Origin of the sequence: Streptomyces sp. NPDC047117, from assembly GCF_040643545.1 — a bacterium.
GTDB lineage: Bacteria > Actinomycetota > Actinomycetes > Streptomycetales > Streptomycetaceae > Streptomyces.
On the sequence record NZ_JBEYUN010000010.1, the window covers coordinates 120,753 to 145,630 of the forward strand.

Consider the following 24,878-nt stretch of genomic DNA (forward strand, 5'->3'; position numbering starts at 1 on the left):
CTCCGGCGCCCGCCGGGCCTGTTACCCCGGCACGGAATCCCCGAGGACCCGGGCGGTGAAGTCCGCCAGCCGCGCCCGCAGGGTGTCGCGCGGTACGCCCTCGGCTCCGGCCAGGTGCTCGACGAGGTCGGCGCGGACGGCGGCGAGCAGCGCGTGGGCGGTGAAGTCGGCGTCGGGGAGGCCGGGGAGCTGTTCCAGTACGGCCCGGAGCAGGCCGTGCCAGCGCGCGTAGTGGGCCGCCGCGTACGGGCTGTCGCTGCCGGTGCCCTCCAGGGCGAGCGCGAGGTGGCGGTTGTCGAGCTTGAAGCACAGCAGGGCGTCGAGCAGGGCGGGGACGCGCTCCCGGGGCGGGGCGGCCGGGCCCAGGGGCGGCGGTCCCGCCTCCACCGCTTCCTCGACCGGTTCGAGCCGGGCCGCGTAGAGCGCGCGGATCAGGCCGACGCGGTCGCCGAAGGCGCGGAAGAGCGTGCCCTTGCCGACGCCGGCCGCCGCCGCGACGTGGGCCATGGTGACGTCGTCGGGGCTCTCGCAGCGGGCGAAGAGGCTGTCGGCGGCGGCGAGGACGGCCGCCCGGTTGCGGGCTGCGTCCTTGCGGGGCTTGCGGTCGGGCACGCGGCTCCTCCTTTACAAAGCGGACCACGGGTCCGTATCTTTCAAAAGCGGACCCCGGGTCCGTATTCTAGGTGACGAGAGGATCCCCCATGCCCGCACCGCACACCTCACCGGCGGAGCTGTTCCGCCACAGCCTCCGCCCGCTGCTCGACAAGGACATTCCCGCCTGGGTCGGCCTGTGGGCCGAGGACGGCGTCCTGGAGTTCCCCTTCGCGCCGGACGGGTGGCCCGCGCGCCTGGAGGGCAGGGCGGCGATCGCCGCGTACATGCGGCACTACCCCGACCACATCGACCTGCACGACTTCCCCGAAGTGCGGATCCACCGGACCACCGAGCCGGAGACCGTCGTGGTGGAGATGCGCGGCGTGGGCCGTCTGGTGGAGACCGGCAGGCCCTTCGACATGCCGTACATCGCCGTCGTGACCGTGCGCGGCGGGCGCTTCGCCGCCTACCGCGACTACTGGAACCCGCTCGCCGTCCTCGAACCCGGCGCCGACTTCACCCGGAGCACCCGATGACCACCACCGGCACCACACTGGTGACCGGCGCCACCGGCACCACCGGAAGCCGCACCGCCGCGCGGCTGGTCGCCGCGGGCCACCGTGTCAGGGCGGCCGGGCGCCGCGGGGCCGCGGTGCCGGGCGCGGAGCCGGTCCGCTTCGACTGGTACGACCCGGCCACGCACGGCACCGCCCTCGACGGTGTCGACCGCCTCTACCTCGTGCCGCCCGTGGGTGACGCCGATCCGGCCGCGGTCATGCTGCCCTTCCTGCGGCAGGCGGGCGCCGCGGGCGTCCGCCGCGCCGTACTGCTCAGCTCCTCGGCGATTGCCGAGGGCGGCCCCGCGGCGGGAGCCGTGCACCGGGCACTGCCCGGCCTGTTCGACCAGTGGGCGGTGCTGCGGCCCTCCTGGTTCATGCAGAACTTCACCGGTACGCACGCCCACGCCGACAGCATCCGCGAGAGCGGCACCCTGCTGACCGCCACCGGCAACGGCCGGGTCGGCTTCGTGGACGCCGACGACATCGCCGCCGTCGCGGTGCGCGCGCTGACCGATGACCGCTCCCCCGACACCGACCTGGTCCTCACCGGCCCGGAGGCGCTCAGCCACGACGACATCGCCGCGATCATGACCGAGGTCACCGGCCGTCCGGTGACCCACCGTCAGCTCTCCTACGAGGCCCTGCGCGAGCGGCTCGCGGCGTACGCACCGCCGGAGTTCGCCGCACTGCTGGCCGGCCTGGACCGGGCCATCGCCGAGGGCGCCGAGGACCGCACCACCGACACCGTGCTGCGCGTCACCGGCCGCCCGCCCCACGGCTTCCGCGAGGTCGCCGAGCGGGAGCGGGCAGCCGGCCGGTGACGCGGGGCCTCAGGCCAGCGGGACGTCCAGCACGGCCTTGCGGTGGCTGAACGTGGCGATGGAGTGCGGGCCGTGGTAAGCACCCATGCCGCTCTCGCCGACGCCGCCGAACGGCAGGTCGGGGATGCGGAGATGGGCCATCGGCATGCCGAAGCCCAGACCGCCCGAGGAGGTCTCCGTGGCCAGCCGGCGACGGGTGGTCTCGTTCTCGGTGAAGCCGTAGAGGGCCAGCGGCTTGTCGCGGTCGTTGATGAACGCGATCGCCTCGTCCAGGCCCTCGACCTCGACGATAGGCAGCAGCGGGCCGAAGATCTCCTCCTGCATGACCGGGGAGTCGGGGGCGACGTCGGCCAGCACGGTCGGCGCGATGTACTTCTGCTCCCGGTCGTGGCCGCCGCCGGTGACGGTCCGGCCGGAGCCGAGCAGGCCGGTGAGCCGGTCGAAGTGGCGGTGGTTGATGATCCGGCCGTACGCGGGGGACGCCGACGGGTCGGTGCCGTACAGCCCCTCGACGGCCTCGGCGAGCGCCGCCTGGAGGGCCTTGGAGGTCTCCGGGTCGGTCAGCACGTAGTCGGGCGCGACACAGGTCTGACCGGCGTTCTGGAACTTGGTGCGGGCCAGCCGCTGCGCCGTGCGCGTCACGTCCGCGTCCCGGTCGACGAACGCCGGGGACTTGCCGCCCAGTTCGAGGGTGACGGGCGTGAGGTGCTCGGCGGCGGCCCGCATCACGATCCGGCCGACCGTGCCGTTGCCGGTGTAGAAGATGTGGTCGAACCGCTGCGCGAGCAGTGCGGTGGTCTCCGGCACCCCGCCCTCGACGACGGCGACCGCGTCGTTGTCGAGGTACTCCGGCAGCAGCCGGGCCAGCAGCGCCGAGGTGGCCGGGGCCAGCTCGCTGGGCTTGGCGACGACGGTGTTGCCCGCCGCCAGCGCGCCCGCGAGCGGCACGAGCAGCAGCTGCGCCGGGTAGTTCCAGGGGGCGATGACCAGGACGACGCCGAGCGGGTCGAACCGGGTGCCCGCCGTGCTGCCCGCCGGGAAGCCCTCCGCCGAGAGCGGCTTGGCGCTGGGCCGCAGCCACTCCTCCAGGTGCTCCAGGGTGTGGTCGATCTCCCGGATCGGGAAGTCCACCTCGGCGGCGAAGGCCTCGGCCTCGCTCTTGCCCAGGTCCGCGTGGAGCGCGGCGGCGAGGTCGGCGCGGCGCTCGGTGAGCAGCGTCCGGAGCTTCCAGAGCTGCTGCGCACGCCACTCCAGGGAGCGGGTGCGGCCGTCGCGGAAGGTGGCACGCAGCCGGGCGACGAGGTCGGCGGGGGCCTCGGCGGCGGCGTCAGCGGTGGCTGCGGGCGCTTCGGCGGTGGTGGCGGGTGAGCCGGTCATGCGGTGCTCGATTCGTTCGAGGTGTTGCGTGCGATCGGTTAGGCACAGCGTCGGAGTGGAAGCATTCATTCCGCCGAGGTCGGGACCGGCCCGGAGGCAGCACCGAGGCCGGAGCGAACCCGGAGCCGGAGCCGGCCGGCGGTCAGCCCAGCGCCTTGGCCACCTCGGTGGCCAGCGGTGCCGACGAGGACGGGTTCTGGCCGGTGTAGAGGTTCCGGTCGGCGATGACGTGCGGCGCCCACGGCTCGCTCTCACGGAAGTCCGCACCGAGCTCCACCAGGCGGTCCTGGAGCAGCCACGGCGCCTTGTCCGCGAAGCCGGCCTGCGCCTCCTCGGCGTTGGTGAAGGCGGTGAGGCGGTACCCGGCGAACGGCGAGGTGCCGTCGGCGCCGCGCGTGGCGAGCAGCGCGGCCGGGCCGTGGCAGACGATGCCCAGCGGCTTGCCCGAGGCCAGCGTCTCGGTGAGCACCCGGCCCGAGGCCTCGTTCACCGCCAGGTCCTCCATCGGGCCGTGGCCGCCGGGGTAGAAGACGGCCGCGTAGCCCGCCACGTCGACCTGCTCCAGCTTGACCGGGCTGCGCAGCGGGTCCATCGACTGCAGCGCGGCGGCGACCGCGTCCGAGCCGTCCTGGCCGCCGTTGAAGTCCGGCGCCAGGCTCGCCGGGTCCAGCGTCGGCAGCACGCCGCCGGGCGTGGCGACCACGACCTCGTGCCCGAGCTCGGTGAAGACCCGGTACGGGGCCACCACCTCTTCGCCCCAGAAGCCGGTGGGGTGCCGGGTGCCGTCCTTCAGCGTCCAGTGGTCGGCGCCGGTCAGCACGAAAAGGATCTTCGCCATGTCGGTCCTCCGGTTCCTTCGGTTCCGCGGGGCGTGTTCGCTGCCCCGAACGTAACGGCTGTGCCCGGTCCGCGCCGTCCAGCGCGCCGGGCCTCGGGCGCCCGCGTGCCCGGCCGTCCGCGGGCTATTCCTGGTTCCCCCGATCCGGGCCCGGCCCCGCCGTTCCCTCCGGGCCCGCGCCGCCCCCGCTGTCCCCGCCGGTCGCGCCGTTCCACTCCCGGTCCATCTCCCGCCACTCCCGCCGGAGTCCCGCCAGGTGGGTGGCGAGAAGGTATGCGGCGCCGCTCACCGCCAGGACCGGTACCAGCCCGAGCCAGCCCACCGCCGCCCCGGCCACCAGGCCGCCGAGCGGGATGCCCGCCCAGGACAGCGAGTCGCCGAGGGCGCCGACCCGGCCGAGCAGCCGGCGCGGGACCCGTTCCCAGACGACCGCGCCCAGGATCGGGTTGAGGAAGCCGGAGCCGAAGCCGGAGAGCGCGTACACGGCCACCACCGCCCACACCGGTACGTCCAGCGCCAGGATCACGAAGCGCGGCGCGCCGGAGAGCAGGAAGCCGGTGAAGAAGACCAGTCGGCGGCGCATCCGGTGGGCCACGACCGCGGCGATCAGGCTGCCGGCCACCGCCGTGAGGCCCGTCGCGGCCGTCATCAGGCCGATCGCGGACGGTCCGTGGCCGGTCTCCCTGGCCCAGATCGGCAGCAGCACGGCATTGCGGGCCGCGTCGAGGAAGTTGGTGAAGCCGACGGTGCCGATGATGACGAGCAGCAGCGGCTGGCCGCGCAGGTAGGCGAAGCCCTCGGCGAACCGCTGCCAGTAGCCCGGCCCGGGGCCGTCGTCCCTAGCGGCGGGGTCCGGCGCCGCGGCACCGCCCATGCCGCGCGGCAGCGCCAGGCCGACGAGCACCGACCCGAGCGCGAACGTCGCGGCGTTGACGAGGAGTCCGGTCAGCGGTCCGAGCACGGCGACCAGGACGCCGCCCGCACCGGGGCCGACCGTCGAGGCGAGCCGTTCGACGACGCCGAGGAGGCCGGTGGCCCGCTCGATCGGGACCTCCGAACGCGCCGCCGCCTCCGGGATCATGACCTCCTTGGCCAGGTCACCGGGGCCCCGCGCGCCGCCGATCACCGCGACCATGACGAGCAGCAGCCAGAAGTCCAGCAGCCCGAGCGCGTGCAGCACCGGTACCGCGGCGACCCCCGCGGCGCTGGCCACGTCCGTCGTCCAGGAGATCACCCGCGGTCCCGCGCGGTCGACCAGCGGCCCGGTCAGCGCCTTGATCAGCACGTACGGCGCCATCTCGCAGAAGGCGACCAGGCCGGTGCGGGCCGCGCTGCCGGTGCTGACCAGGACGAACCAGGGCAGCGCGATGGCCGACACCCGCGTACCTGCCTGCGAGACGGCGGCCGCGGCCAGCAGCCCCGCCAGCGGCCGCATCCGGGCGCGGCTCCCCGCCCACCTGCCCGGTGTCCGTCTCGGCCGCTCGCCCATGGCTGGTCTCACGTCGCCACGCCCCCGTTCCCGCCCCGCGCACTCACGCGCCCCCCGGCGCTCCTCTTGCCCTCCGGTTTCCTATACCGCCCGCCGGGCGCGCATGGCAGTGCCCGTTCGTCCCTTACCGCGCTGACGGAAGTGCGTGAAGATCACGGCATGACAGAGTCCCACCACACCGACACCGCCGGCCTGCCGGCCCCGCTGCTCGTCCGTACCGGCGGCGAGCGCGAGGTCCTCGAAGCATTTCTGGACTTCCACCGCGCGACGGTCAGGGGGAAGGTCGACGGCCTGGCGGACGCCGCGGCGCGCCGCCGGCTCGTGCCCTCGGAGACCACCCTCGCCGGCCTGGTCAAGCACCTGACCATGGTCGAGCGGGAGTGGTTCCCCGCGCTGCTCACCGATGGCGAACCGCCCGCCGAGAGCGGGCACACGGGCGGCTGGGAGGTGGCGCCCGAGGAGACCCTCGACGCGTTGGTGACGGCGTACGACGCGGCCTGCGCGCGGTCCCGGGCGGTGGCCGCCGGCCTCCCGCTGGACCACGTCGTGCCGCATCCGCAGCTCGGTGAGGTCTCGCTGCGCTGGATCTACGTCCGCATGATCGAGGAGACGTCCCGGCACGCCGGGCACGCGGGCATCCTCCGTGAGCAGACGGACGGCGCGGCGGGCATCACCGCGTGAGCACCCGCCGGGGCTGCCGGGCCCGTACCGGTGTCCGGTAGCCTGAAATTGCTTGCATAACCCATATACGTACGTGCCGTACGGGCGGCGCGCCGTACGGCCGGCGCCGTGCGGAACCCGCCCGCACCCCCCTCGGAGCTCCCCCATGCGCCTGCTGCTGATCCGTCACGGTCAGACCCCGTCCAACGTCGGTCACCTCCTGGACACGACCGCCCCCGGGCCCGGCCTGACCGAACTGGGCGAGCAGCAGGCGGCGGCGCTCCCGCAGCGGCTGGCCGACGAGAAGATCGATGCGCTCTACGCCTCCACGCTCGTGCGGACGCAGCTGACCGCGGCGCCGCTCGCGCAGGCCCGCGGCCTGGAGGTGGTGGTCCGCGACGGCATCCGCGAGATCACCGCGGGCGACCTGGAGATGCGCGGCGACGCGGCCTCCAACGACCAGTACCAGCGCGTGGCGTTCTCGTGGCCTGCGGGCAAGCCGGAGCTGCGGATGCCCGGCGGGGAGAACGGCACGGAGATGCTGGCGCGCTACGACGCGGTGATCGAGGAGATCGCCGCGTCCGGCGTGGAGGCGGCCGCTGTGGTCAGCCACGGCGCGGCGATCCGCACCTGGTCAGCGGCGCGCGCCGGCAACCTGGACGCGGACTGGGCCATCGCGCACCCGCTCCCGAACACCGCGGTCGTCGTCCTGGAGGGCACGCCCGCCACCGGCTGGACGGCCGTGACCTGGTCGGACCTGGAGATGACCGGCGCGGAACCGCAGTCCGGCCGCTGAGCCCCGCGCCCGGAGCGGTCACGGGAAGAGGCTGTCACCGATCCAGAGGACCAGTGCGCAGGCGGCCGCCAGGGCCACCATGAGGAGGACGAACTCGACCCACGCGGCGACCGGAAGGCGCGGCTTGGGCACCGGCCGGGCAGGAACGACCGGGCAGCACTTCGAGCAGTGCGGTGGCACCGATACGGCCATGGCGCACAGGATCCTGCGTACCGAGGTACCGCACAAGGGGCGCGAACGGCATCTTCGGCGCCCGTAGGCACACTCCGGGCCATGCTGCGCTACGACGGACCCCGAATGGGGGGTTTCAACGATAAATCACCCATTTGCGGCTTTCTTGGGCTTGATACGTACTGTGAGGCTGGAAGAACTCACGGTGACCGTCCCCACGACCCCAGGAGAGCATCCCCATGGTCCTGTCCGTCTCCGGCGTTGTCCTGCTCGGCGTCATTGTCTTCCTCTTCTTCCGCAAGGACGGGCTGAAGGTCACCCACGCCCTCGTCTGCGCGCTCTTCGGCTTCTACCTCGCGGGGACCGCCATCGCCCCGGGCATCAAGGCCGGCGGCGCCAGCCTCGCGGGGCTGATCAGCGGGCTGAACCTCTGAGAGCCGTGACGCGCGAGCCGCCACGCCACCACCCTCCAGGAGACCTTCCGTGCCCCGGCGTCCACTGCCCAGCATCCTGAGCAACCGTGTTCCCCTCGCCCGCGGCCGCGACTTCGCGCGGACCGCGGCCGACGGCGCCTCCGACGTGTTCCACCCGCTGTTCGTCATCGGCCGCGGCCTGCGCCGCCTGGTCGGGTCCGGCCGGCAGCGGTGGTCGGCGACGCCCCGGGAACGCCGTGGCCCGACGCTGTGCATGGCCGCCATGGGCCTGGCCGCGCTCGCCCTCGCGCCGTACGGGCCGCTGCTCGCCCTCATCTCCCTGATGGCCGCGGCGGCCTGGGCGGGCCGCGAGCGGACACCGGCGGACACCGGCCCCAGTGAGGCGGAGACCGGCCGGCTGCGCTCCCTGTACGAGGCGCTGGTGCCGTACCTCAGCTTCGAGGGCGACCCGAACCCGCTCTACGTGCACGACGGCGACTGGACCGCCGCCTTCACCGAGTACGAGTTCGACGAGGATGGGCGGCTGTCCCGGCTCCTCCTGAAGTACCCGGTGTACTTCACCGATGCCGAGGCCCCGTCCCGGGCACGCATCGAACAGGTACTGCTCGCCAAGTCCGGGCGGGGCCGGGAGTACCACTTCGCGTGGGACCAGGAGGCCAACCGGCTCGTCCTGAGCGTGCTGCCCGCGCTGCCGACCGACATCGCCGCGCAGCGGTTCGTGACCGCGCCCGGCGAGACCGTCCTCGGCTTCACCGACGCGGGCGCCGTCCAGCGCACCGTCCCCGTGGCGGGCGCCGCCGAGGAGGCGGAGCCCAGGGACGTGCCGCCGGTGGTCTGGCGGACCGGACCCCGCTCCACCGAATCCCACCTGCTGGCCCTCGGCCGCCCCGGCAGCGGCACCACGACCCTGCTGCGCTCCGTCGCACTGCAGGCGCTCGCCCACGGCGACGTACTGGTCGTCGACGGCAGCGGCACCGGCGAATACGCCTTCCTGCTCGGACGGCCCGGCGTACTCGGCGTGGAGTGCGGGCTCAGCGGCACGCTCGCCACGCTGGAATGGGCGGCCCGCGAGACGGAGCGGCGGCTGATCGCCGCCAACCGCGCTCGGCAGGCCGGGCTCCCCGTCCCCGACGACATCCGCCAGCCGCTGTGGATCATCGTCGACCGACCGGCCACCCTGACCCACCTCGCCGCCGCCGAGGGCCGCGAGGATCCGCAGCGCCTCCTCCAGGTCCCGCTGCGCCACGGACGCGCGGCGAGCGTCACGATCGTCCTCGCCGAACAGTTCGAGGGCGCTGAGCTGCTGAGCGAACCGGTACGGGCCCACACCCGCGCCCGGGTCGTGCTCGGCCCCACCTCGCCGGAGGACGTACGCGCCGTCCTCGGCGCCGCCCCGGAGACCACGCCCGCCGACCAGGTACCGCCGGGGCGCGGCTACGCCCGCCTCGGGTCCGGCCCGGTGCTCCGCCTCCAAGTGCCCGCCACGCCGGACCCGTTCGACGACGCGACGAGTGAATACCACCGGCAGGCGGTGCTGGCACTGCTGCCGGAGCGCTCGGCGCAGCTCGGCTCCGTCCCCGCGGCCGCCGACCCGCCCGCCGACCCGGACTTCGGATTCGGGTACCGGAGCGGCACCGCCTCGGAGGCGGTATAGCCGCTGCCCCCAGGGGCACCCCGCCTCCGGGCGGCCACCGGTGACGCGCTCCACCGGTGGCCGCCCGGACCCTTTCGGGGACCGGGAACCTCAGGCCACGGAGGAGCGCACCGGTCGGGGCCGACAGACTCAGGCCACGAAGGAGCGCACCGATCGAGGGCCGACAGCCTCAGGCCACGAAGGAGTGCACCGGCTCGGCATCGAGGGACTGGCCCGTGGCCACGAGGTGGGCGGCGCCGGCCAGCCGGGCGGCGGCCTGGTCGGCCACCGCGCCGCTGACGGTGAACGGCAGCCGCACGAAGCCCTCGAAGGCGCCGTCCACACCGAAGCGCGGCCCCGACGGGACACGTACGCCCAGCCGCTCCCCCGCCTCCGCGATGCGCGAGCCGGACAGTCCACCCGTACGCGCCCACAGGGTCAGGCCGCCGTGGGGGACGCTGAACTCCCAGTCGGGCAGGTGGCGCCGGACCGCTTCGACGATCGCGCCACGGTTCTCGCGCGCCTGCTCCCGGCGGATCTCGACCGCCTCCTCCCAGCCGCCGCCCTCCAGCAGCGAGACGATCGCGAGCTGTTCGAGGACCGGCGAGCCGAGGTCCGCGTAGGCACGGGCCGCGACCAGGCTGCGGATGATGTCGGGCGCGGCACGCACCCATCCGATGCGCATGCCGGCCCAGAACGCCTTGCTCGCCGAGCCGACCGTGATCACCGAGCTGCCGGACGGATCGAACGAACAGAGCGCCGACGGCACTTCGACATCGGGGTCGAGGCACAGCTCGGTCATCGTCTCGTCGACGACCAGGACCGTGCCCGCCGAACGGGCCGCGGCGACCAGCCCGCGCCGCTGCTCCTCCGTGGCGAGCGACCCCGTGGGGTTGTGGAAGTCGGCGACGACGTACGCCATACGGGGCGCGGCGTCCCGCAGCACCTGGCGCCAGGCCGGAATGTCCCAGCCGCCCAGCCCCTCGGCCAGCGCGACCGGGACCAGCCGGGCCCCGGCGTCCCGCATCAGCTGGAGGATGTTGGCGTACGAGGGCGAGTCGACGGCCACCCGCTCCCCGGGGCGGGTGATCAGGCGGCAGATCGCGGCCACGGCGCCCATCGCGCCGGTGGTGACCATGATCTGCTCGGGCATGGTCGGGATGCCGCGCGCGGTGTACCGGTCGGCGAGGGCCTGGCGCAGCGCGGGCAGCCCGGCCGGGTAGTCGCCGTGCGTGTGGGCGTAGAGCGGCAGCTCCGCCATGGCGCCCTGCACGGCACGGGTGAGCCAGGGCTCGGGCGCGGGCAGCGCGGCACAGCCCAGATCGATCATCGAGCCCGCGGCCTCCGGGGGCAGCGGTTCGAGGCCCCGAGTGGGCAGCGGATTGCCGGCCGGAACGGCGGTCCAGCTGCCCGAGCCGCGCCGGGACTCCAGGAAGCCCTCCGCGCGCAGCGCTTCGTAGGCGGCGGCGACGGTGGTCCGGCTGACCGACAGCGCGGCGGCCAGCTCACGCTCGGCGGGCAGCCGGGCGGCCACGGGGACGCGGCCCTCCAGCACCAGGAGACGCACACCGTCGGCGAGGGTCCGGTAGGCGGGGATGCGGCGGCCGCCGACCGCCGCCGCGGCGGCGCGGTCGTCCTGCGACCGCACCAGGCGGGCGAGTTGGGTCGCGCCCACCGCTGAAGTCCACTGCGCCATCTCGACCAGTCCACCTTTCCCGAATTGGCCCTGGTGCCGACTCATCGGCCCGCCACAGGCTGACCTTCTCCAGTCCAATTCTGCCAGGAGGGGGAACCCGTTGTCTGCGAAGGGGTCCGCGAAGGGGTCGGAAACCGGGCCGGGCAGGCGCCATCTGCCGCGGCGGCTGCTCCAGCTGTACGTCGGCCTCACGGCCTATGGCGTCAGCATGGGCCTGATGGTGCGCGCGGGGCTCGGCCTGGAGCCGTGGAGCGTGCTGAACCAGGGCATTTCCGAGCACACAGGCGTGAGCATCGGCACCGTCACGATCATCGGCGGGGCGCTGATCCTGCTGCTCTGGATCCCGCTGCGGCAGCGCGTCGGGCTGGGCACGGTCTCGAACGTGGTCGTGCTCGGCCTGGTCATGGACGCCACGATCGCCCTGGTGCCCGCGTACTCCTCGTGGGCCGTCCGCGTCCCGATGCTGGCGCTCGCGGTCGCGCTGAACGGCGCGGCCACCGGCCTGTACATCTCCGCACGCTTCGGGCCCGGACCCCGGGACGGCCTGATGACCGGGCTGCATCTGCGTACCGGGCGCCCGATCCGCCTCGTCCGTACGTGCATCGAGGTCACCGTCCTCGTGGTGGGCTTCGTGCTGGGCGGTTCGGTCGGCGTGGGCACCGTCGTGTACGCGCTGGCGATCGGCCCGATGGCGCAGCTCTTCCTGCGGGTCTTCGCGATCAAGGGGCTGGAGGAGGAACGGTCCCGGGTGGTCGCTGCGGGAAGCGCGGCACCAGCGCCCCAGGAGCAGGCAGTGACATCCGAGGAGCAGCCGGCGGCACCGGAAGCGGCCACGGGACCGGCCGCCCCGGAAGCGGCCACGCGGCCTGGTTGCTGAGCGCGGCGCTTCGGGAGGGCCGCGCCTTCGGGAGGGCCTTGCAGTCGGGACGGGTGGCGTCTTCCGGAGGGGCCGCGTCTCCAGGAGTGGCTCCCGTGGCGGCCTTCGTGGCCGGACCCCGCTCCCCCGCCGTACAGGCCGCCCGCCATACTGCCCGCGTGACCGCACTGCTCCCGCGCCCCCGCCACCCGTACCTCGATCACCCGGCACCACTCGCCTTCGCCCACCGGGGCGGCGCGGCGGACGGCCTGGAGAACACCGCACTCGCCTTCCGCCGCGCCGTGGCGGGCGGCTACCGCTATCTGGAGACCGACGTGCACGCCACGTCGGACGGCCGCCTCGTGGCGTTCCACGACGCCACCCTGGACCGGGTGACCGACGCCCGCGGGCGGATCGGCGCACTGCCCTGGCACGCGGTACGGCGGGCCAGGGTGGCGGGCCGGGAGCCGCTGCCGCTCTTCGAGGAGCTGCTGGAGGAGTTCCCCGAGGCGCGCTGGAACGTGGACGTGAAGGCGGAGCCCGCGCTGCGCCCGCTGCTGACACTGCTGCGCCGTACGGGGGCGTGGGACCGGGTGTGCATCGGCTCGTTCTCGGAGGGACGGGTGGAGCGGGCGCAACGGCTGGCCGGCGGCCGGCTGGCCACCTCGCTGGGCACCCGCGGGGTGGCGGGGCTGCGACTGCGCTCCTACGGGCGGAGCCTGCCGCTGGACCGGCTGCTGGGAGCGGCGGTACGGCGCAGCGCGGTGTGCGTCCAGGTACCGGAGCGGCACGCGGGCCTCCGGGTGGTGGACCGGCTGTTCCTCCAGGCCGCGCGCCGGCTCGGCCTCCAGGTGCACGTGTGGACGGTCAACGATGCGCGGCGGATGGCGGATCTTCTGGACCTCGGCGTGGATGGCATCATGACCGATCACATAGACACGCTGCGGGATGTACTGGCCGCGCGGGGCGCCTGGACCTGACCTACGGGATGCCGCACCGCGACCGTTTCCACCCGCCGTGGCGGGAACGCAAGGGGGAACGGGTGGGTGTGGACATCGCCGTGGAACCGGACGGGCCGACGGACGACGCGGCCCGACGGCGCGAGCAGCGCGGCTGGTACTGGTACGACTGGGCGAACAGCGTCTACTCGACGACCGTCCTGACGGTGTTCCTCGGGCCGTACCTGACGTCCGTGGCCAAGGCGGCGGCGGACGCGCACGGCTTTGTGCACCCGCTGGGCATCCCGGTACGGGCCGGATCGTTCTACGCGTACTCGGTGTCGGCGTCCCTGCTGCTCTCCGTGCTGGCGATGCCGCTGGCCGCGGCCGCGGCGGACCGCAGCGGGCGCAAGAAGCCACTGCTGGGCTGCTGCGCGTACGTGGGCGCCGCGGCGACGACGGGGATGTTCTTCCTGGACAGCGACCGCTACCTGCTCGGCGGGGCCCTGCTGATCATCGCGAACGTCTCGTTCGTGGTGTCGATGATGCTCTACAACTCCTACCTGCCCCAGATCGCGGCGCCGGAGGAGCGGGACGCGGTCTCGTCCCGGGGCTGGGCCTTCGGGTACGCGGCGGGCGCGCTGGTCCTCGTGGCCAACCTCGTGCTGTACGCGGGCCACGCCTCCTTCGGGCTCTCCGAGGGGAGCGCCGTACGGATCTGCCTGGCCTCCGCGGGGCTGTGGTGGGCGGTCTTCACGGTGGTGCCGCTGCGGAGGCTCCGGGACCGGTTCCCGGCCCGCGCCGCGACGGCCCCGGCCCCGGGCGGCGGTCTGCGGCAGCTGCGGGAGACACTGCGCGACCTGCGGCGGCATCCGCTGACCCTGAGCTTCCTGCTGGCGTACCTGGTGTACAACGACGGCGTGCAGACGGTGATCACCCAGGCGTCGGTGTTCGGCTCGGAGGAACTGGGCCTGGACCAGACGACGCTGATCGTCGCGGTCCTGCTGGTGCAGGCGCTGGCGGCGGCCGGCGCGGTACTGATGGGCCGACTGGCCCGGCGGTACGGCGCCAAACGGACGATTCTCGGATCGCTGGTGGCATGGACGGCCGTGATCGTGGCGGGGTACTTCCTCCCCGCGCACGCGCCCGTGTGGTTCTTCTGCCTGGCCGTGGCCATCGGGCTGGTGCTGGGCGGCAGCCAGGCGCTCTCGCGGTCGCTGTACTCGCACCTGATACCGCGCGGAAAAGAGGCCGAATACTTCGCCGCTTACGAGATCAGCGACCGGGGCGTGAGCTGGCTGGGGCCGCTGGTCTTCGGGGTCGCGTACCAAGTGACGGGCAGCTACCGGGACGCGATCGTCTCGCTGGCGGCGTTCTTTGTGATCGGATTCGTCCTGCTCAGCCGCGTGCCGGTGCGGCGTGCCGTGATCGCCGCGGGGAATCGCGCACCGGACCTGATTTAGGCAAGCGGGGCGCGGGGCGGTAGTGTACGCCTTTGGCTCACCAGGCGGACCGTTACTGCGCGCTGAACCTCGGACAGCGGCGGGTGACATCTGCTGCCAGATGTGACAAACCGGGCGTTGGTGGGTACAACAAGGGGCGGCACGACGGGCGACGCATGTGCGGGTTACGGGAATCTTCACCGCCGACCGGACGTTGACCGGATGACGACGACAGCGACACCTGTCCTGTGGGCGACAAGCCCGGGAGGCACGATTCATGAGTGAGCGAGCTCTTCGCGGCACGCGACTCGTGGTGACCAGCTACGAGACCGACCGCGGCATCGACCTGGCACCGCGCCAGGCGGTGGAGTACGCATGCGAGAAGGGCCATCGTTTTGAGATGCCCTTCTCGGTAGAGGCCGAGATTCCGTCGGAGTGGGAGTGCAAGGTTTGCGGCGCTCAAGCACTCCTGGTGGATGGCGATGGCCCTGAGGAGAAGAAGGGCAAGCCCGCGCGTACGCACTGGGACATGCTCATGGAGCGGCGTACCCGCGAGGAGCTGGAGGAGGTGCTGGCCGAACGGCTGGCCGTCCTGCGCTCCGGCACCATGAACATCGCCGTGCATCCGCGCGACACCAACAAGAAGTCCGCCTGACGGCGGACTACGCATGAGGGCCGGGACCCCTGCTTCGGCAGGGGTCCCGGCCCTCATGTCATTTCTGCCCCGGGGCCGTTCCCGCCGGCTGTGAGCCGCGGGCCGACCCCCGGGTCCTGGGGGCGCCGCGCCCCTCAGCGGGGCAGCGGCGGGTCCTGGCGCGGCGCGGCCGGCGGCTCGTCGTCGCGGATCACCTCGCCCTGGACGACCTTGCCGTCCGGAGCGTGCATGCGTGCCTGCTGGAAGGCGTCGCCGAACGAGCCCGGGGTATGGCGGGTCTGCCGCTCCAGCAGCCGCTCCACGCGCCGCTGAAGCAGCTTGCGGGTGGGCGGGAAGAGGCACAGCAGCCCCGCGACGTCCGAGATCAGCCCAGGGCACATCAGCAGCAGGCCGCCGAGCATCGGCAGGACGTTGCCGCCGCTCCGCTCGGGCGCGGCCTTCTGCGGGTCGGCGCCGGGCTGCTGGAACGCCTCGGTCAGGTTCTTCCAGGCGCGCCGACCGGCCCGCTTGATGACGTACCCGCCGATCACCACCCCTGCCACCAGCAGGAGAAAGACCGTCAGTCCGCCCGCGGCCTGACCGACCAGCGAGAGCAGCCAGATCTCCAGGACGGCCCATACGGCGATGCCGATCGGCACCAGACGGCGGGCGCGGGAGCGCTGCGGCGGACGGGAATGCGGTGGCGTGGTGGCGGACGTCATGACTCAAGTGTGCCTGGCCGGGCGGCGTACGCGACGGGGGGCTGACGGTGGGCGGGGCCTTCCAGCTCCCCGAGAGTCCTGGGCAGGGCCCCTCCCTCTCCCCGGACCGTCGGTGGGACCCCCTCCCCCGCCACCACCGCACACTCCCAAACTAGCCCCGCCCGCAGCCCGTCCCCGACTTGTCCACAGCCCCTCTTCTCCGAGATATCCACAGACCCCCGTCAGCCGCCCGCCGCAGACACTCGCCGGCCGCGCTGCGTGCCGCAGCCTGCAGACCCCCGTCAGCCGCTCTTCTTCCCCCGCAGCTTGTCCAGGCGGGAGCCGACGCCCCAGGCCGTGACCCGCCAGAGGGCCTCCACGACGATGTCGCGGCTCATCTTGCTGTCGCCCCGTTCCCGTTCGACGAACGTGATGGGCACCTCGACCACGTGGTAACCGGCCTCGACGGCGCGGCGGGCCAGGTCGACCTGGAAGCAGTAGCCCTGCGAGGCGACCTCGTCCAGGCCCAGGCCCTCCAGGGTCTGCCTGCGGAAGGCCCGGAAGCCGCCGGTGACGTCCCGGATCGGCACGTCGAGCAGCAGCCGCGAGTATGTGCTGCCGCCGCGGGAGAGGACCTCCCGGTACTTGGGCCAGTTGACGACCCGGCCGCCGGGCAGCCAGCGGGATCCCAGTACGAGGTCGGCGCCCTTGAGGGCGGTCAGCAGGCGGGGCAGCTCCTCGGGCTGGTGGGAGCCGTCGGCGTCCATCTCCACCAGGACGTCGTAGCCGTGCTCGATGCCCCACTGGAACCCGGCCAGGTAGGCGGCGCCCAGCCCCTCCTTGCCCTTGCGGTGCAGGACGTGCACGTGGTCGTCGTCGGCGGCCAGTTCGTCGGCGAGCTTGCCCGTACCGTCCGGGCTGTTGTCGTCCGCGACCAGTACGTGCGCGTCGGGCGCCCCCGCGCGCACCCGCTCGACGACCGGCTTGATGTTCTCCGCCTCGTTGTACGTCGGAATGATCACCAAGGTGTCGCCCAGCGGTCCGTACTGCCGCTGCCCGCCGTCCTGTCGGCCGTCTGTCACTGCTGCCCCTTCTCGTCCTTCGTACGCCCGCGCCGGCCGAGCACGAACGCGGCAGCGCAGGACAGAAGGCCCACCATAGCGATCACCCATTCCGGAGACGCGCCGACGCGGTCGGCGACCGTCTTTTCCTCCCGTAGCGGAAGGCTCGCGCTGACCACGCCCCGGGTGAATTCCGGGATGCGGTGGGTGACTTCGCCGTCCGGGGCGACGACGGCGCTGATGCCGCTGGTGGCCGCGGTCACCACGGCGCGGCCGTGCTCGACGGCACGCAGCCGGGACATGGCGAGCTGCTGCTCGGGCTGTCCGGTGCGCCCGTAGGTGGCGTTGTTGGTCTGCACGATGAGGGCGCGGGCGCCGGCGTTCACGGTGTCGTGGACGATCTCGTCGTACGCCACCTCGAAGCAGATGACGTCGCCGAGCTTGGCGCCCGCCATGTCCAGCACGCCGGTGTGGTCGCCCGGGTAGAAGTCGCGTGGCACGCGCTGGAGGCGGGTGATGACCTTGCTCAGCTGGTCCCGGAAGGGCACGTACTCGCCGAAGGGGACCGGGTGCTGCTTGGTGTACGAGGCGCCGGGCCCGGTCTTGGGGTCCCAGACGATGCCCTCGTTGAAGACGTAGCCGGGCTTGCTGGGGTGGTCCACGAGGGCGCCGACGAGGACCGGCACGCCGATCGCCCGTACCGCCTCGTCGATGCGGGCCTTCGCCTCCGGGTACTGGAACGGGTCCAGGTCGGAGGAGTTCTCCGGCCAGATGACCAGGTCGGGCTTCTCGGCCCGGCCCGCCTTCACGTCGGCGGCCAGCTTCTCGGTGGCCGTGGCGTGGTTGTCCAGGATCTGCATGGGGCGGCCGAGGAAGTCCATGCCGGGCTGCTGGACGTTGCCCTGGACGACGGCGATGTTCAGGTGGTCGGTGGCCTTGGTCGGTACGGGGACGGCGTATCCGGCGACGGTGAGGGCCGCGGCCAGCCCGAACGCCTCCAGGGCGGGCAGTGCCCGGCGCAGTCGCGTGCCGCCGCCGTCGGCCTGTCCCCGCAGTCCCCACAGGGTGACGACGATCGCGGCGGCCAGCGTGCCGGTGAGGGCGACGGCGAAGGTGACCAGGGGTGCGCCGCCGAGCGCGGCGAGCGGGGTGAAGGGCGTGCCGGTGTGGGCGAAGGCGAGGCGTCCCCAGGGGAAGCCGCCGAAGGGCACGCGGTCGCGGGCCCATTCCTGCGCGACCCACAGGCAGGCGGCCCACAGGGGCCAGGCCTTGAGGCGGGAGGTGACGGCGAGGCCGGCGCCGAGCAGCGCCACGAAGACGGCCTCGGCGAAGGACAGGCCGATCACGGCGTCCCAGCCGATGACGTGCAGCCACTTCAGGAGCAGGAAGAAGAACGGCCAGCCGAACACGAGGCCGGTCCAGGCCGCCTGACGGGCCGTGCGGCCGCGGGTGAGGAGGCTGAAGGCGGCCACGGCGACGAGCGAGAGGGGCCACAGGTCGTACGGCGGGAAGGCCAGTCCGAGGGCGACTCCGGCGAGGACCGCGAGCACCGTACGGGGTGTCTCGCGGCGTACGAGGGCCGCGAGGCGGCGCAGTCGCCCGGGGCGGCGCGCACCGGCGGCGGTCGCCTCGGGGGCCACGGTGCTGCCGCCGGCTGCGGGACCGTCGCCGCCGGGTCCCTGGGCAGGGCCTGGCACGGCTTCGGCGGTGGTTTCGGAGCCCGATGGCACGGTCGCGGCCTTCCTGCAGGTCGTGCGGTGGTGAGCCGACGGTACAACGGGGCGCGGGCCTGCGGGACGCCGGTGGCGGGTACGGGGGCGCGCGGTCGCTCTCGGTGAGGGGCGCGGCGCGGGCCGTACGGGGCGGGGCGTGCAGGTGCGGGGTGGGGCGGATCCGCGGTGCGGATAGGGGCCCGGAGCCCTTCGGGCCGACCTGGGACCCGCTGGCTGCGGGTCGACCGAGAGCCGTTGTCTACTGAGCGTCCGGGCCCCACCCGGGTCGCACCCGCCGGCCGACTGAAGCCTGTCCGTCGCTTCCGTGCCGCAGGGGTGGACCTGGCTCCCAGTTGTGGTGCGCCTGTGCGGTGCACCACCCCATGGCCCAGCTGCGTTCGACGGCTGCGCGGAGGTCTGCCGGTCGGACGTCCTTGTGGTGGACTCGGCCGAACCTACCGGCCGACGGCGGCCTGCTGTCAACAGCTGTTCTACCTGCGTCGTTTTTGCGTTCAACCAGGTCAGTGCCGAACTGCCGCAGGTAGGGCGAGTACTCGCCGGGCACGCGGCCCGGCGGCACCCGCCACAGGAGGTTCACTCGTTCGGCCGCTGGAAGACCGTCCGGCCGCCCACGACCGTCCGCAGGCACTGCGGCAGCGCCCGGCCGGGGGTGAGGTCGGGGAGGCCCGGAGTGCCGGAGCGGGGGTCGGTCGACCAGCGTTCCACACGCTCGTCGGGGGCCTGGACGATGAGCTCGCCGGTACGCCAGATCGCGTAGTCGGCGGGTGCGCCCGGTACCAGCACGCCCGCGTCGTCGCGGCCGACGGCCCGCCAGCCGCCCCGGGTGTGTGCGGTGAACGCGGCCCGCGCGGAGATGCCGTGCTCGGGGATGCGGTGGAAGACGGCGGCGCGGATGGTGCCCCAGGGGTCGAGGGGGGTGACGGGGCTGTCGGAGCCGAGCGCGAGCGGTACGCCGGCCTTGAGGAGGGCGGCGTACGGGTTGAGGGTGCGGGCCCGTTCGGCGCCGAGCCGGGTGGCGTACATGCCGTCGGTGCCGCCCCAGAGGGCGTCGAAGGCGGGCTGTACGGAGGCGGTGAGGGCGAGCTCGGCGAAGCCGGCGATGGTGTCGGCGGTGAGCATTTCGCAGTGTTCGACGCGGTGCCGGGCGGCGCGCACGCGGTCGAGGCCGACGCGTGCGGCGGCCGCCCGTACGCCTTCGATCACGGCGTTGATGCCGGCGTCGCCGATGGCGTGGAAGCCGGCCTGGAGGCCGGCTTCGGTGCAGGCGGCGACGTGGGCGGCGACGGTGTCGGCGTCGAGCAGGGCGTTGCCGCTGTGTGCGGCGTCGGTGTAGGGGGTGCAGAGGTGCGCGGTGTGCGAGCCGAGGGATCCGTCGGCGAAGAGGTCGCCTGCCGCGCCGACGGCGCCCAGTTCCCTGATCCGCTCCGCTTCCTTTGCGTTTGTGATGAGTTCGCCCCAGTAGCCGACGACGCGCGGCCCGTCGCCCTCGGCGGCGCGGGCGAGCAGCGCGACGAGGTCGTCCTCGCCGGAGATCTCGGGGCCGGCGCATTCGTGAACGGTGCCGATGCCGAGGGACGCGGCGTGCGCGAGCGCCGCGGTCTGTGCGGCGGTCCGCTGGGCGGGGGTGACGGTGGCGTACGCGGCTTCGCGCACGGCGTGGTGGGCGTCGCCGGTGAGGGGCGCCTCGGGGTGGAAGCCGGGGCGTTCGCGCAGGCCGGGGACGAGGTCCTGGAGTGCGGTGGTGGCCACGGCGGAGTGCACGTCGATGCGGCTGAGGTAGAGCGGGCGGCCGCCGGTGGCCTCGTCCAGCTCGGCCCGGGACGGCGGGCGGCCCTCGGGCCAGGCGGCGGCGTCCCAGCCGTGGCCGAGGAGTACGCGGTCGGCGGGACGGGCGGCGGCGAAGGAGCGGATGCGCTCCAGGGCGTGGGAGAGGGAGCGGGTGTCGCCGAGGTCCAGGCCGGTCAGCGCGAGCCCGGTGGCGGTGGTGTGCACATGTGCGTCAGTGAACGCAGGGGTCACGAGCGCGCCGTCGAGGTCGATGACCTCGTCGACCCCGTCGGCGAAGGAGTCGGCGGCGCCCTCCGAGCCGACCCAGGCGACCGAGCCGCCTTCGACGACCATGGCGGTGGCGAAGGGGTCGGCCGGGCTGTGGACCTCGCCGCCGCGCAGCAGGACGGTGCGGTCGGGGGCCGGTACGGGGGTGCGTTCACTCATACCGGACAGTTTCGCCCCTGCACGTGCGCGGCAGTCGCGCGGGGTCGCCACGACGCGGCCGGATCCGTACGGGCCGGCCGTCCGCGTCCCTCCCCCGCGTGTCCCGGCGGGTCAGATGCGGGGCGGCCGGGCTTCGTACGGCGTGGACAGGACCACGGTCGTACGGGTCGAGACGCCGGCCAGGGTGCGGATGCGGGTGAGCAGGTGCTCCAGCTCCAGGGGTGCCGCGACCCGGACCTTGAGGATGTAGTTCTCGTCGCCCGCGACGCTGTGACAGGCCTCCAGTTCGGGTACCTCGGCCAGCCGCTCGGCGATGTCGTCCGGGGCACTGGGGTCGAAGGGTTTGACCGAGATGAAGGCGGTCAGCGGCAGCCCCACCGCCTCGGGGTCGACGATGGCGGCATAGCCGCGAATCACGCCGCGCTGCTCCAGTCTGCGCACGCGCTGATGCACCGCCGAGGTGGACAGGCCAGTGGCCTTGCCCAGGTCGGTGTAGCTCATCCGCCCGTCCTTGACGAGCAGATCCACGATTTGTCGGTCCAGCTCCTCCACACGATCAACTTACTGTGCCGGGGCGCTGCGGCGCAGCTTGCGCCGGATCGTGGACATCGCACGCCCCCTGTGTGACGAACACCACACCCATCACTCCGTGTCCGGAGCGCAGCCGAGATTATGCAGAGGAGAGGCAGGGAAATGCTCGTGGTGGTCGAGGCCGCCCGACACCGGAAGATGGCGGTATCTCGCAGCCCACCCGAGGGGGATGGACATCATGCGACGCCCGAAGCAGGAATCCACGCTGGAGAACACCGCCGCCCAGGAGGGCGACAGTTTCCGCGACGACGACTTCCACGACGCCTTTGACACCGTCGAGCTCTACCGGGTCAGCTGCCCGGACTGCGCGCAGCCCATCGCGCTGCTCGCCGAGGAGGACGCGCTGCCCGAGCACGCGGTCTGCTCCTCGCCGTGGAACCCCTTCGGCCTGACGGTCTGCCAGGGGTCCGGGCGGGCGGTGTCCGAGACGGACTCGCCGGACGACGCACTGGAGCCCCAGGAGCAGGACAGCGGCATGCTCCTGACCCTCCCGGAGGGCCTGAACTGGCGTACGCAGCCCTTCTCCCACGTGGGCGGTCCCGGCTCCCGGCCGGTGCGGGTGCCCATGATGCGCCGGCGCCTCTGAAGCCCCGGCGCGAGCAGAACCGTGCGAGTGAGCCGTAGGACTCACTCGCACGCCTTTGCCACCGGTACGTCCCGGCCGCCCGGGCCGGCCCACGCGTGACGTACCGTCAGCGGCTCTCGGGCCCCGTCAGCGGCTCTCCGGCCCCGTCAGCTGCCGCGCGATCACCATGCGCTGGATCTGGTTGGTGCCCTCCACGATCTGCAGGACCTTCGCCTCGCGCATGTAGCGCTCGGCCGGGAAGTCGGCGGTGTAGCCGTACCCGCCGAGGAGCTGGACCGCGTCGGTGGTGACGCGCATCGCCATGTCCGTGCAGAAGAGCTTGGCCATGGCCGCTTCCTTGGTGAAGGGGCGGCCCTCGTCCCGCAGCCGGGCCGCGGTGAGGTACAGCGCGCGGCCGGCCTCCAGCTGGGTGGCCATGTCGGCGAGCATGAAGCGCAGGCCCTGGAAGTCGGCGAGCGGCCGGCCGAACTGACGGCGTGTCGCCAGGTACCCCAGCGCCTCGTTCAGCGCCGCCTGGGCCACGCCGACGGCGCACGCGGCGATCCCGAGCCGGCCGGAGTCCAGCGCGGCGAGCGCGATGGCGAAACCCTGGCCCTCCTCGCCGATCCGGCGCGCGTCCCCGATCCGTACGCCGTCGAAGTGCATCTGCGCGGTGGGGGACCCCTTCATGCCCATCTTGCGCTCGGGCGGCGCGGCGCTCAGCCCTTCGGCGTCGCCCGGCACCAGGAACGCCGTGATGCCGTGCGCGCCCGCTCCGCCGGTGCGGGCGAGGACGGTGTAGAAGTCGGCGAGGCCGCCGTGGGTGGTCCAGGCCTTGGTGCCGTCGAGGACCCAGGTGTCGCCGTCGCGCGTGGCTAGGGTGGTGAGGGAGGCCGCGTCCGATCCGGCGGCGGGCTCGGAGAGGCAGTAGGCGCCGAGCAGCCCGCCGCCGAGCATCGCGGGCAGGTGCTCGGCGCGCTGCTCCTTGGTGCCGAAGGCGGCGAGGGCGTGGCAGGCCAGGGTGTGCACGCTGACGCCGAGGCCGACGGTGAGCCGGGCGGCGGCCAGTTCCTCCAGGACCTGGAGGTAGACCTCGTAGGGCTGGCCGCCCCCGCCGAACTCCTCCGCGTACGCCAGGCCGAGGAGGCCGGACTCGGAGAGCAGGGTGAACAGTTCGCGGGGGAAGTGCCCCGCCTCCTCCTCCGCTGCCGACCGGGGCGCGATCTCCCGCGCGGCCAGATCGCGTACGAGCGTCATCAGCTGGCGGGCTTCGTCGGTGGGCAGCCTGCGGTCCACGGGTCCGGGGCCGTACTCGGTCATGGCGGCGCTCTCCTCCCTGTCGGGCGATACGGCCGCGCCGCCCGGGTGGTGCGGCGCGGCCGGTTGCCACTGCCGCGGTGATGATCCCTCTCCGGATCGCGGAAGGCGACGACCTGCGGCGGTGGCGCAGGGAGTATGCCCGGTACGGCGGTGTCCGTCACCGGTTGATCGACTTCTTCCGGAGGACGCCCGGGAGCCTTCGGGAGTTCAGCAAATTGGTCCAAACCATTGACCGAGTTGGTCTAGTCCTTCTACCTTCTCCTCCGACGCTCCACGCGTTCGGCGCCACTGCGGACGCAGGTCACAGCACTCTCCCCTCGATGGACTCCCACTCCGAGGAGCAACCATGCTCAGACCGCACAAGAAGCGCCTCCCCCACAGACTCGCCGCGGTCGCCGCCGGCCTGTGTACGGTGGCGCTGACCGCCGGCGGGCTCGCCGGAACCGCCGCGGCCGCGCCTGCCGACACCGCCGCGAAGCCCGTCACCACCACGAAGGCCGCGCAGCCCGCCTCGGGCGCAGGGACCACGGCGGCCGGGAACAAGGTGGTCGGATACTTCACCAACTGGGGTGTCTACCAGCGCAATTACCACGTCAAGAACATTGAGACCTCCGGCTCGGCCAACAAGCTGACGCACATCAACTACGCCTTCGGCAACGTCACCGGCGGCAAGTGCGCGATCGGCGACTCCTACGCCGACTACGACAAGGCCTACACCGCCGACCAGAGCGTCGACGGCAAGGCCGACACCTGGGAGAACGGCGCGCTCCGCGGCAACTTCAACCAGCTCCGCAAGCTGAAGGCGCTGCACCCGAACCTCAAGGTGATCTGGTCCTTCGGCGGCTGGACCTGGTCCGGCGGGTTCGCCGAGGCCGCCAAGAACCCGGCCGCGTTCGCGCAGTCCTGCTACGACCTGGTCGAGGACAAGCGCTGGGCGGACGTCTTCGACGGCATCGACATCGACTGGGAGTACCCCAACGCCTGCGGCCTGACCTGCGACACCAGCGGCCGTACCGCCTTCACCAACGTCATGAAGGCGCTGCGGGCGAAGTTCGGCAGCTCCAACCTGGTGACCGCGGCGATCACCGCCGACGCCTCCTCCGGCGGCAAGATCGACGCGGCCGACTACGCGGGCGCGGCGCAGTACGTCGACTGGTACAACCCCATGACGTACGACTACTTCGGCGCCTGGGACGCGAAGGGTCCGACGGCCCCGCACTCCCCGCTGACCTCGTACAGCGGCATTCCGAAGGCCGGCTTCAACAGCGACGACACCACCAAGAAGCTCAAGGGTCTCGGCATCCCGGCGAACAAGCTGCTGCTGGGCATCGGCTTCTACGGGCGCGGCTGGTCCGGCGTCACGCAGTCGGCGCCGGGCGGCACCGCGACCGGCGCGGCACCGGGCAAGTACGAGGCGGGCATCGAGGACTACAAGGACCTCAAGGGCCGCTGCCCGGCGACCGGCAAGGTCGGCGGCACCGCGTACGCCAAGTGCGGTGACCAGTGGTGGAGCTATGACACCCCGGAGACCATCGGCACGAAGATGGACTACAAGAACGCGCAGGGAATGGGCGGCACGTTCTTCTGGGAGCTCAGCGGTGACACCGCGAACGGCGAGCTGATCAAGGCGATCCGGTAGCCGCATCGCATCAACCGCACGTCGGGCGGGAGGCCGTGGGCCTCCCGCCCTTCGTCGTGCAGCACTGTTGACGCGCCGTCAACAACGGCCCTAATCTCTCGACAGCTACCTTCGT

The 24,878-nt window shown here is 73.1% G+C and carries 24 protein-coding genes; 12 read left to right on the forward strand and 12 right to left on the reverse strand.

Annotation, left to right across the window (positions count from 1 at the left end; all coding sequences use genetic code 11):
• Window positions 1–21: 21 nt before the first annotated feature.
• Window positions 22–612 carry a TetR family transcriptional regulator gene (locus tag ABZ840_RS20885; RefSeq protein WP_361561554.1) on the reverse strand — a complete coding sequence of 197 codons (591 nt, stop codon included), beginning with the start codon at window positions 610–612 and terminating at the stop codon, window positions 22–24.
• 89 nt (window positions 613–701) lie between these two features.
• On the opposite strand from ABZ840_RS20885, the gene ABZ840_RS20890 reads away from it, so the two are divergent.
• Entirely contained in the window at window positions 702–1,130 is a 429-nt protein-coding gene (locus ABZ840_RS20890; protein WP_361561555.1) for a nuclear transport factor 2 family protein, read from the forward strand.
• Window positions 1,127–1,975 (forward strand): NmrA family NAD(P)-binding protein, encoded by an 849-nt coding sequence (locus ABZ840_RS20895; RefSeq protein WP_361561556.1) that lies wholly within the window; start codon window positions 1,127–1,129, stop codon window positions 1,973–1,975. The genes ABZ840_RS20890 and ABZ840_RS20895 overlap by 4 nt, the downstream gene beginning before the upstream one ends.
• A 9-nt stretch (window positions 1,976–1,984) precedes the next feature.
• Here ABZ840_RS20895 and ABZ840_RS20900 read toward each other — a convergent pair whose 3' ends face one another.
• The 3 genes from ABZ840_RS20900 to ABZ840_RS20910 form a co-directional block, all read right to left on the reverse strand.
• Window positions 1,985–3,352, reverse strand: coding sequence for an aldehyde dehydrogenase family protein (locus ABZ840_RS20900; protein WP_361561557.1), 1,368 nt, complete (start codon window positions 3,350–3,352; stop codon window positions 1,985–1,987).
• Between the two features lie 142 nt (window positions 3,353–3,494).
• On the reverse strand, window positions 3,495–4,190 hold the full coding sequence (locus tag ABZ840_RS20905; protein WP_361561558.1) for a type 1 glutamine amidotransferase domain-containing protein: 696 nt from the start codon (window positions 4,188–4,190) through the stop codon (window positions 3,495–3,497).
• Between the two features lie 124 nt (window positions 4,191–4,314).
• Window positions 4,315–5,625, reverse strand: a complete 1,311-nt coding sequence (locus ABZ840_RS20910; RefSeq protein WP_361561559.1) for an MFS transporter — start codon at window positions 5,623–5,625, stop codon at window positions 4,315–4,317.
• Window positions 5,626–5,838: 213 nt separating this feature from the next.
• On the opposite strand from ABZ840_RS20910, the gene ABZ840_RS20915 reads away from it, so the two are divergent.
• Window positions 5,839–6,360, forward strand: a complete 522-nt coding sequence (locus tag ABZ840_RS20915; RefSeq protein ID WP_361561560.1) for a DinB family protein — start codon at window positions 5,839–5,841, stop codon at window positions 6,358–6,360.
• 145 nt (window positions 6,361–6,505) lie between these two features.
• Window positions 6,506–7,135 (forward strand): histidine phosphatase family protein, encoded by a 630-nt coding sequence (locus tag ABZ840_RS20920; RefSeq protein WP_361561561.1) that lies wholly within the window; start codon window positions 6,506–6,508, stop codon window positions 7,133–7,135.
• Between the two features lie 18 nt (window positions 7,136–7,153).
• Here ABZ840_RS20920 and ABZ840_RS20925 read toward each other — a convergent pair whose 3' ends face one another.
• Window positions 7,154–7,327 carry a hypothetical protein gene (locus ABZ840_RS20925; protein WP_361561562.1) on the reverse strand — a complete coding sequence of 58 codons (174 nt, stop codon included), beginning with the start codon at window positions 7,325–7,327 and terminating at the stop codon, window positions 7,154–7,156.
• A gap of 218 nt (window positions 7,328–7,545) precedes the next feature.
• Between ABZ840_RS20925 and ABZ840_RS20930 the strand changes: the two genes are divergently transcribed.
• Together ABZ840_RS20930 and ABZ840_RS20935 are read left to right on the forward strand one after the other, a co-directional pair.
• On the forward strand, window positions 7,546–7,740 hold the full coding sequence (locus ABZ840_RS20930; RefSeq protein WP_103835563.1) for a hypothetical protein: 195 nt from the start codon (window positions 7,546–7,548) through the stop codon (window positions 7,738–7,740).
• 49 nt (window positions 7,741–7,789) lie between these two features.
• Window positions 7,790–9,394, forward strand: coding sequence for a hypothetical protein (locus tag ABZ840_RS20935; RefSeq protein WP_361561563.1), 1,605 nt, complete (start codon window positions 7,790–7,792; stop codon window positions 9,392–9,394).
• Window positions 9,395–9,563: 169 nt separating this feature from the next.
• Here the strand turns inward: ABZ840_RS20935 and ABZ840_RS20940 are convergent, their stop codons facing one another.
• The gene (locus ABZ840_RS20940) at window positions 9,564–11,069 is read right to left on the reverse strand and encodes a PLP-dependent aminotransferase family protein (protein WP_361561564.1); all 1,506 of its coding nucleotides are present in this window, start codon (window positions 11,067–11,069) and stop codon (window positions 9,564–9,566) included.
• Window positions 11,070–11,277: 208 nt separating this feature from the next.
• Between ABZ840_RS20940 and ABZ840_RS20945 the strand changes: the two genes are divergently transcribed.
• The 4 genes from ABZ840_RS20945 to ABZ840_RS20960 all read left to right on the forward strand — a co-directional run bounded on the left by ABZ840_RS20945 (window position 11,278) and on the right by ABZ840_RS20960 (window position 14,960).
• Window positions 11,278–11,946, forward strand: a complete 669-nt coding sequence (locus ABZ840_RS20945) for a hypothetical protein (RefSeq protein ID WP_361561722.1) — start codon at window positions 11,278–11,280, stop codon at window positions 11,944–11,946.
• Window positions 11,947–12,104: 158 nt separating this feature from the next.
• The gene (locus ABZ840_RS20950) at window positions 12,105–12,905 is read left to right on the forward strand and encodes a glycerophosphodiester phosphodiesterase family protein (RefSeq protein ID WP_361561565.1); all 801 of its coding nucleotides are present in this window, start codon (window positions 12,105–12,107) and stop codon (window positions 12,903–12,905) included.
• 68 nt (window positions 12,906–12,973) lie between these two features.
• Complete coding sequence (locus tag ABZ840_RS20955) at window positions 12,974–14,326, forward strand: MFS transporter (RefSeq protein WP_361561723.1); 1,353 nt, start codon at window positions 12,974–12,976, stop codon at window positions 14,324–14,326.
• Between the two features lie 256 nt (window positions 14,327–14,582).
• Window positions 14,583–14,960, forward strand: a complete 378-nt coding sequence (locus tag ABZ840_RS20960) for an RNA polymerase-binding protein RbpA (RefSeq protein WP_103835566.1) — start codon at window positions 14,583–14,585, stop codon at window positions 14,958–14,960.
• 134 nt (window positions 14,961–15,094) lie between these two features.
• Here the strand turns inward: ABZ840_RS20960 and fxsA are convergent, their stop codons facing one another.
• The 5 genes from fxsA to ABZ840_RS20985 form a co-directional block, all read right to left on the reverse strand.
• Window positions 15,095–15,661, reverse strand: coding sequence for an FxsA family membrane protein (gene fxsA, locus ABZ840_RS20965; protein WP_361561566.1), 567 nt, complete (start codon window positions 15,659–15,661; stop codon window positions 15,095–15,097).
• A 281-nt stretch (window positions 15,662–15,942) separates the two neighbouring features.
• Window positions 15,943–16,722 carry a polyprenol monophosphomannose synthase gene (locus tag ABZ840_RS20970; RefSeq protein WP_361561567.1) on the reverse strand — a complete coding sequence of 260 codons (780 nt, stop codon included), beginning with the start codon at window positions 16,720–16,722 and terminating at the stop codon, window positions 15,943–15,945.
• Window positions 16,719–18,431 (reverse strand): apolipoprotein N-acyltransferase, encoded by a 1,713-nt coding sequence (gene lnt / locus ABZ840_RS20975; RefSeq protein WP_361561568.1) that lies wholly within the window; start codon window positions 18,429–18,431, stop codon window positions 16,719–16,721. Before lnt ends, ABZ840_RS20970 begins: the two co-directional genes overlap by 4 nt.
• Window positions 18,432–19,007: 576 nt before the next feature.
• On the reverse strand, window positions 19,008–20,648 hold the full coding sequence (locus ABZ840_RS20980; protein ID WP_361561569.1) for an amidohydrolase: 1,641 nt from the start codon (window positions 20,646–20,648) through the stop codon (window positions 19,008–19,010).
• Window positions 20,649–20,759: 111 nt separating this feature from the next.
• Window positions 20,760–21,200: an Lrp/AsnC family transcriptional regulator gene (locus ABZ840_RS20985; RefSeq protein WP_030261445.1), complete on the reverse strand. Its 441-nt coding sequence runs from the start codon at window positions 21,198–21,200 to the stop codon at window positions 20,760–20,762.
• Window positions 21,201–21,408: 208 nt separating this feature from the next.
• Between ABZ840_RS20985 and ABZ840_RS20990 the strand changes: the two genes are divergently transcribed.
• Window positions 21,409–21,825, forward strand: coding sequence for a hypothetical protein (locus ABZ840_RS20990; protein WP_361561570.1), 417 nt, complete (start codon window positions 21,409–21,411; stop codon window positions 21,823–21,825).
• Window positions 21,826–21,951: 126 nt separating this feature from the next.
• Here ABZ840_RS20990 and ABZ840_RS20995 read toward each other — a convergent pair whose 3' ends face one another.
• A complete protein-coding gene (locus tag ABZ840_RS20995; protein WP_361561571.1) occupies window positions 21,952–23,124 on the reverse strand; it encodes an acyl-CoA dehydrogenase family protein in 1,173 nt (390 codons plus the stop codon).
• Between the two features lie 346 nt (window positions 23,125–23,470).
• Between ABZ840_RS20995 and ABZ840_RS21000 the strand changes: the two genes are divergently transcribed.
• A complete protein-coding gene (locus ABZ840_RS21000; RefSeq protein WP_361561572.1) occupies window positions 23,471–24,763 on the forward strand; it encodes a glycoside hydrolase family 18 protein in 1,293 nt (430 codons plus the stop codon).
• Window positions 24,764–24,878: the final 115 nt, after the last annotated feature.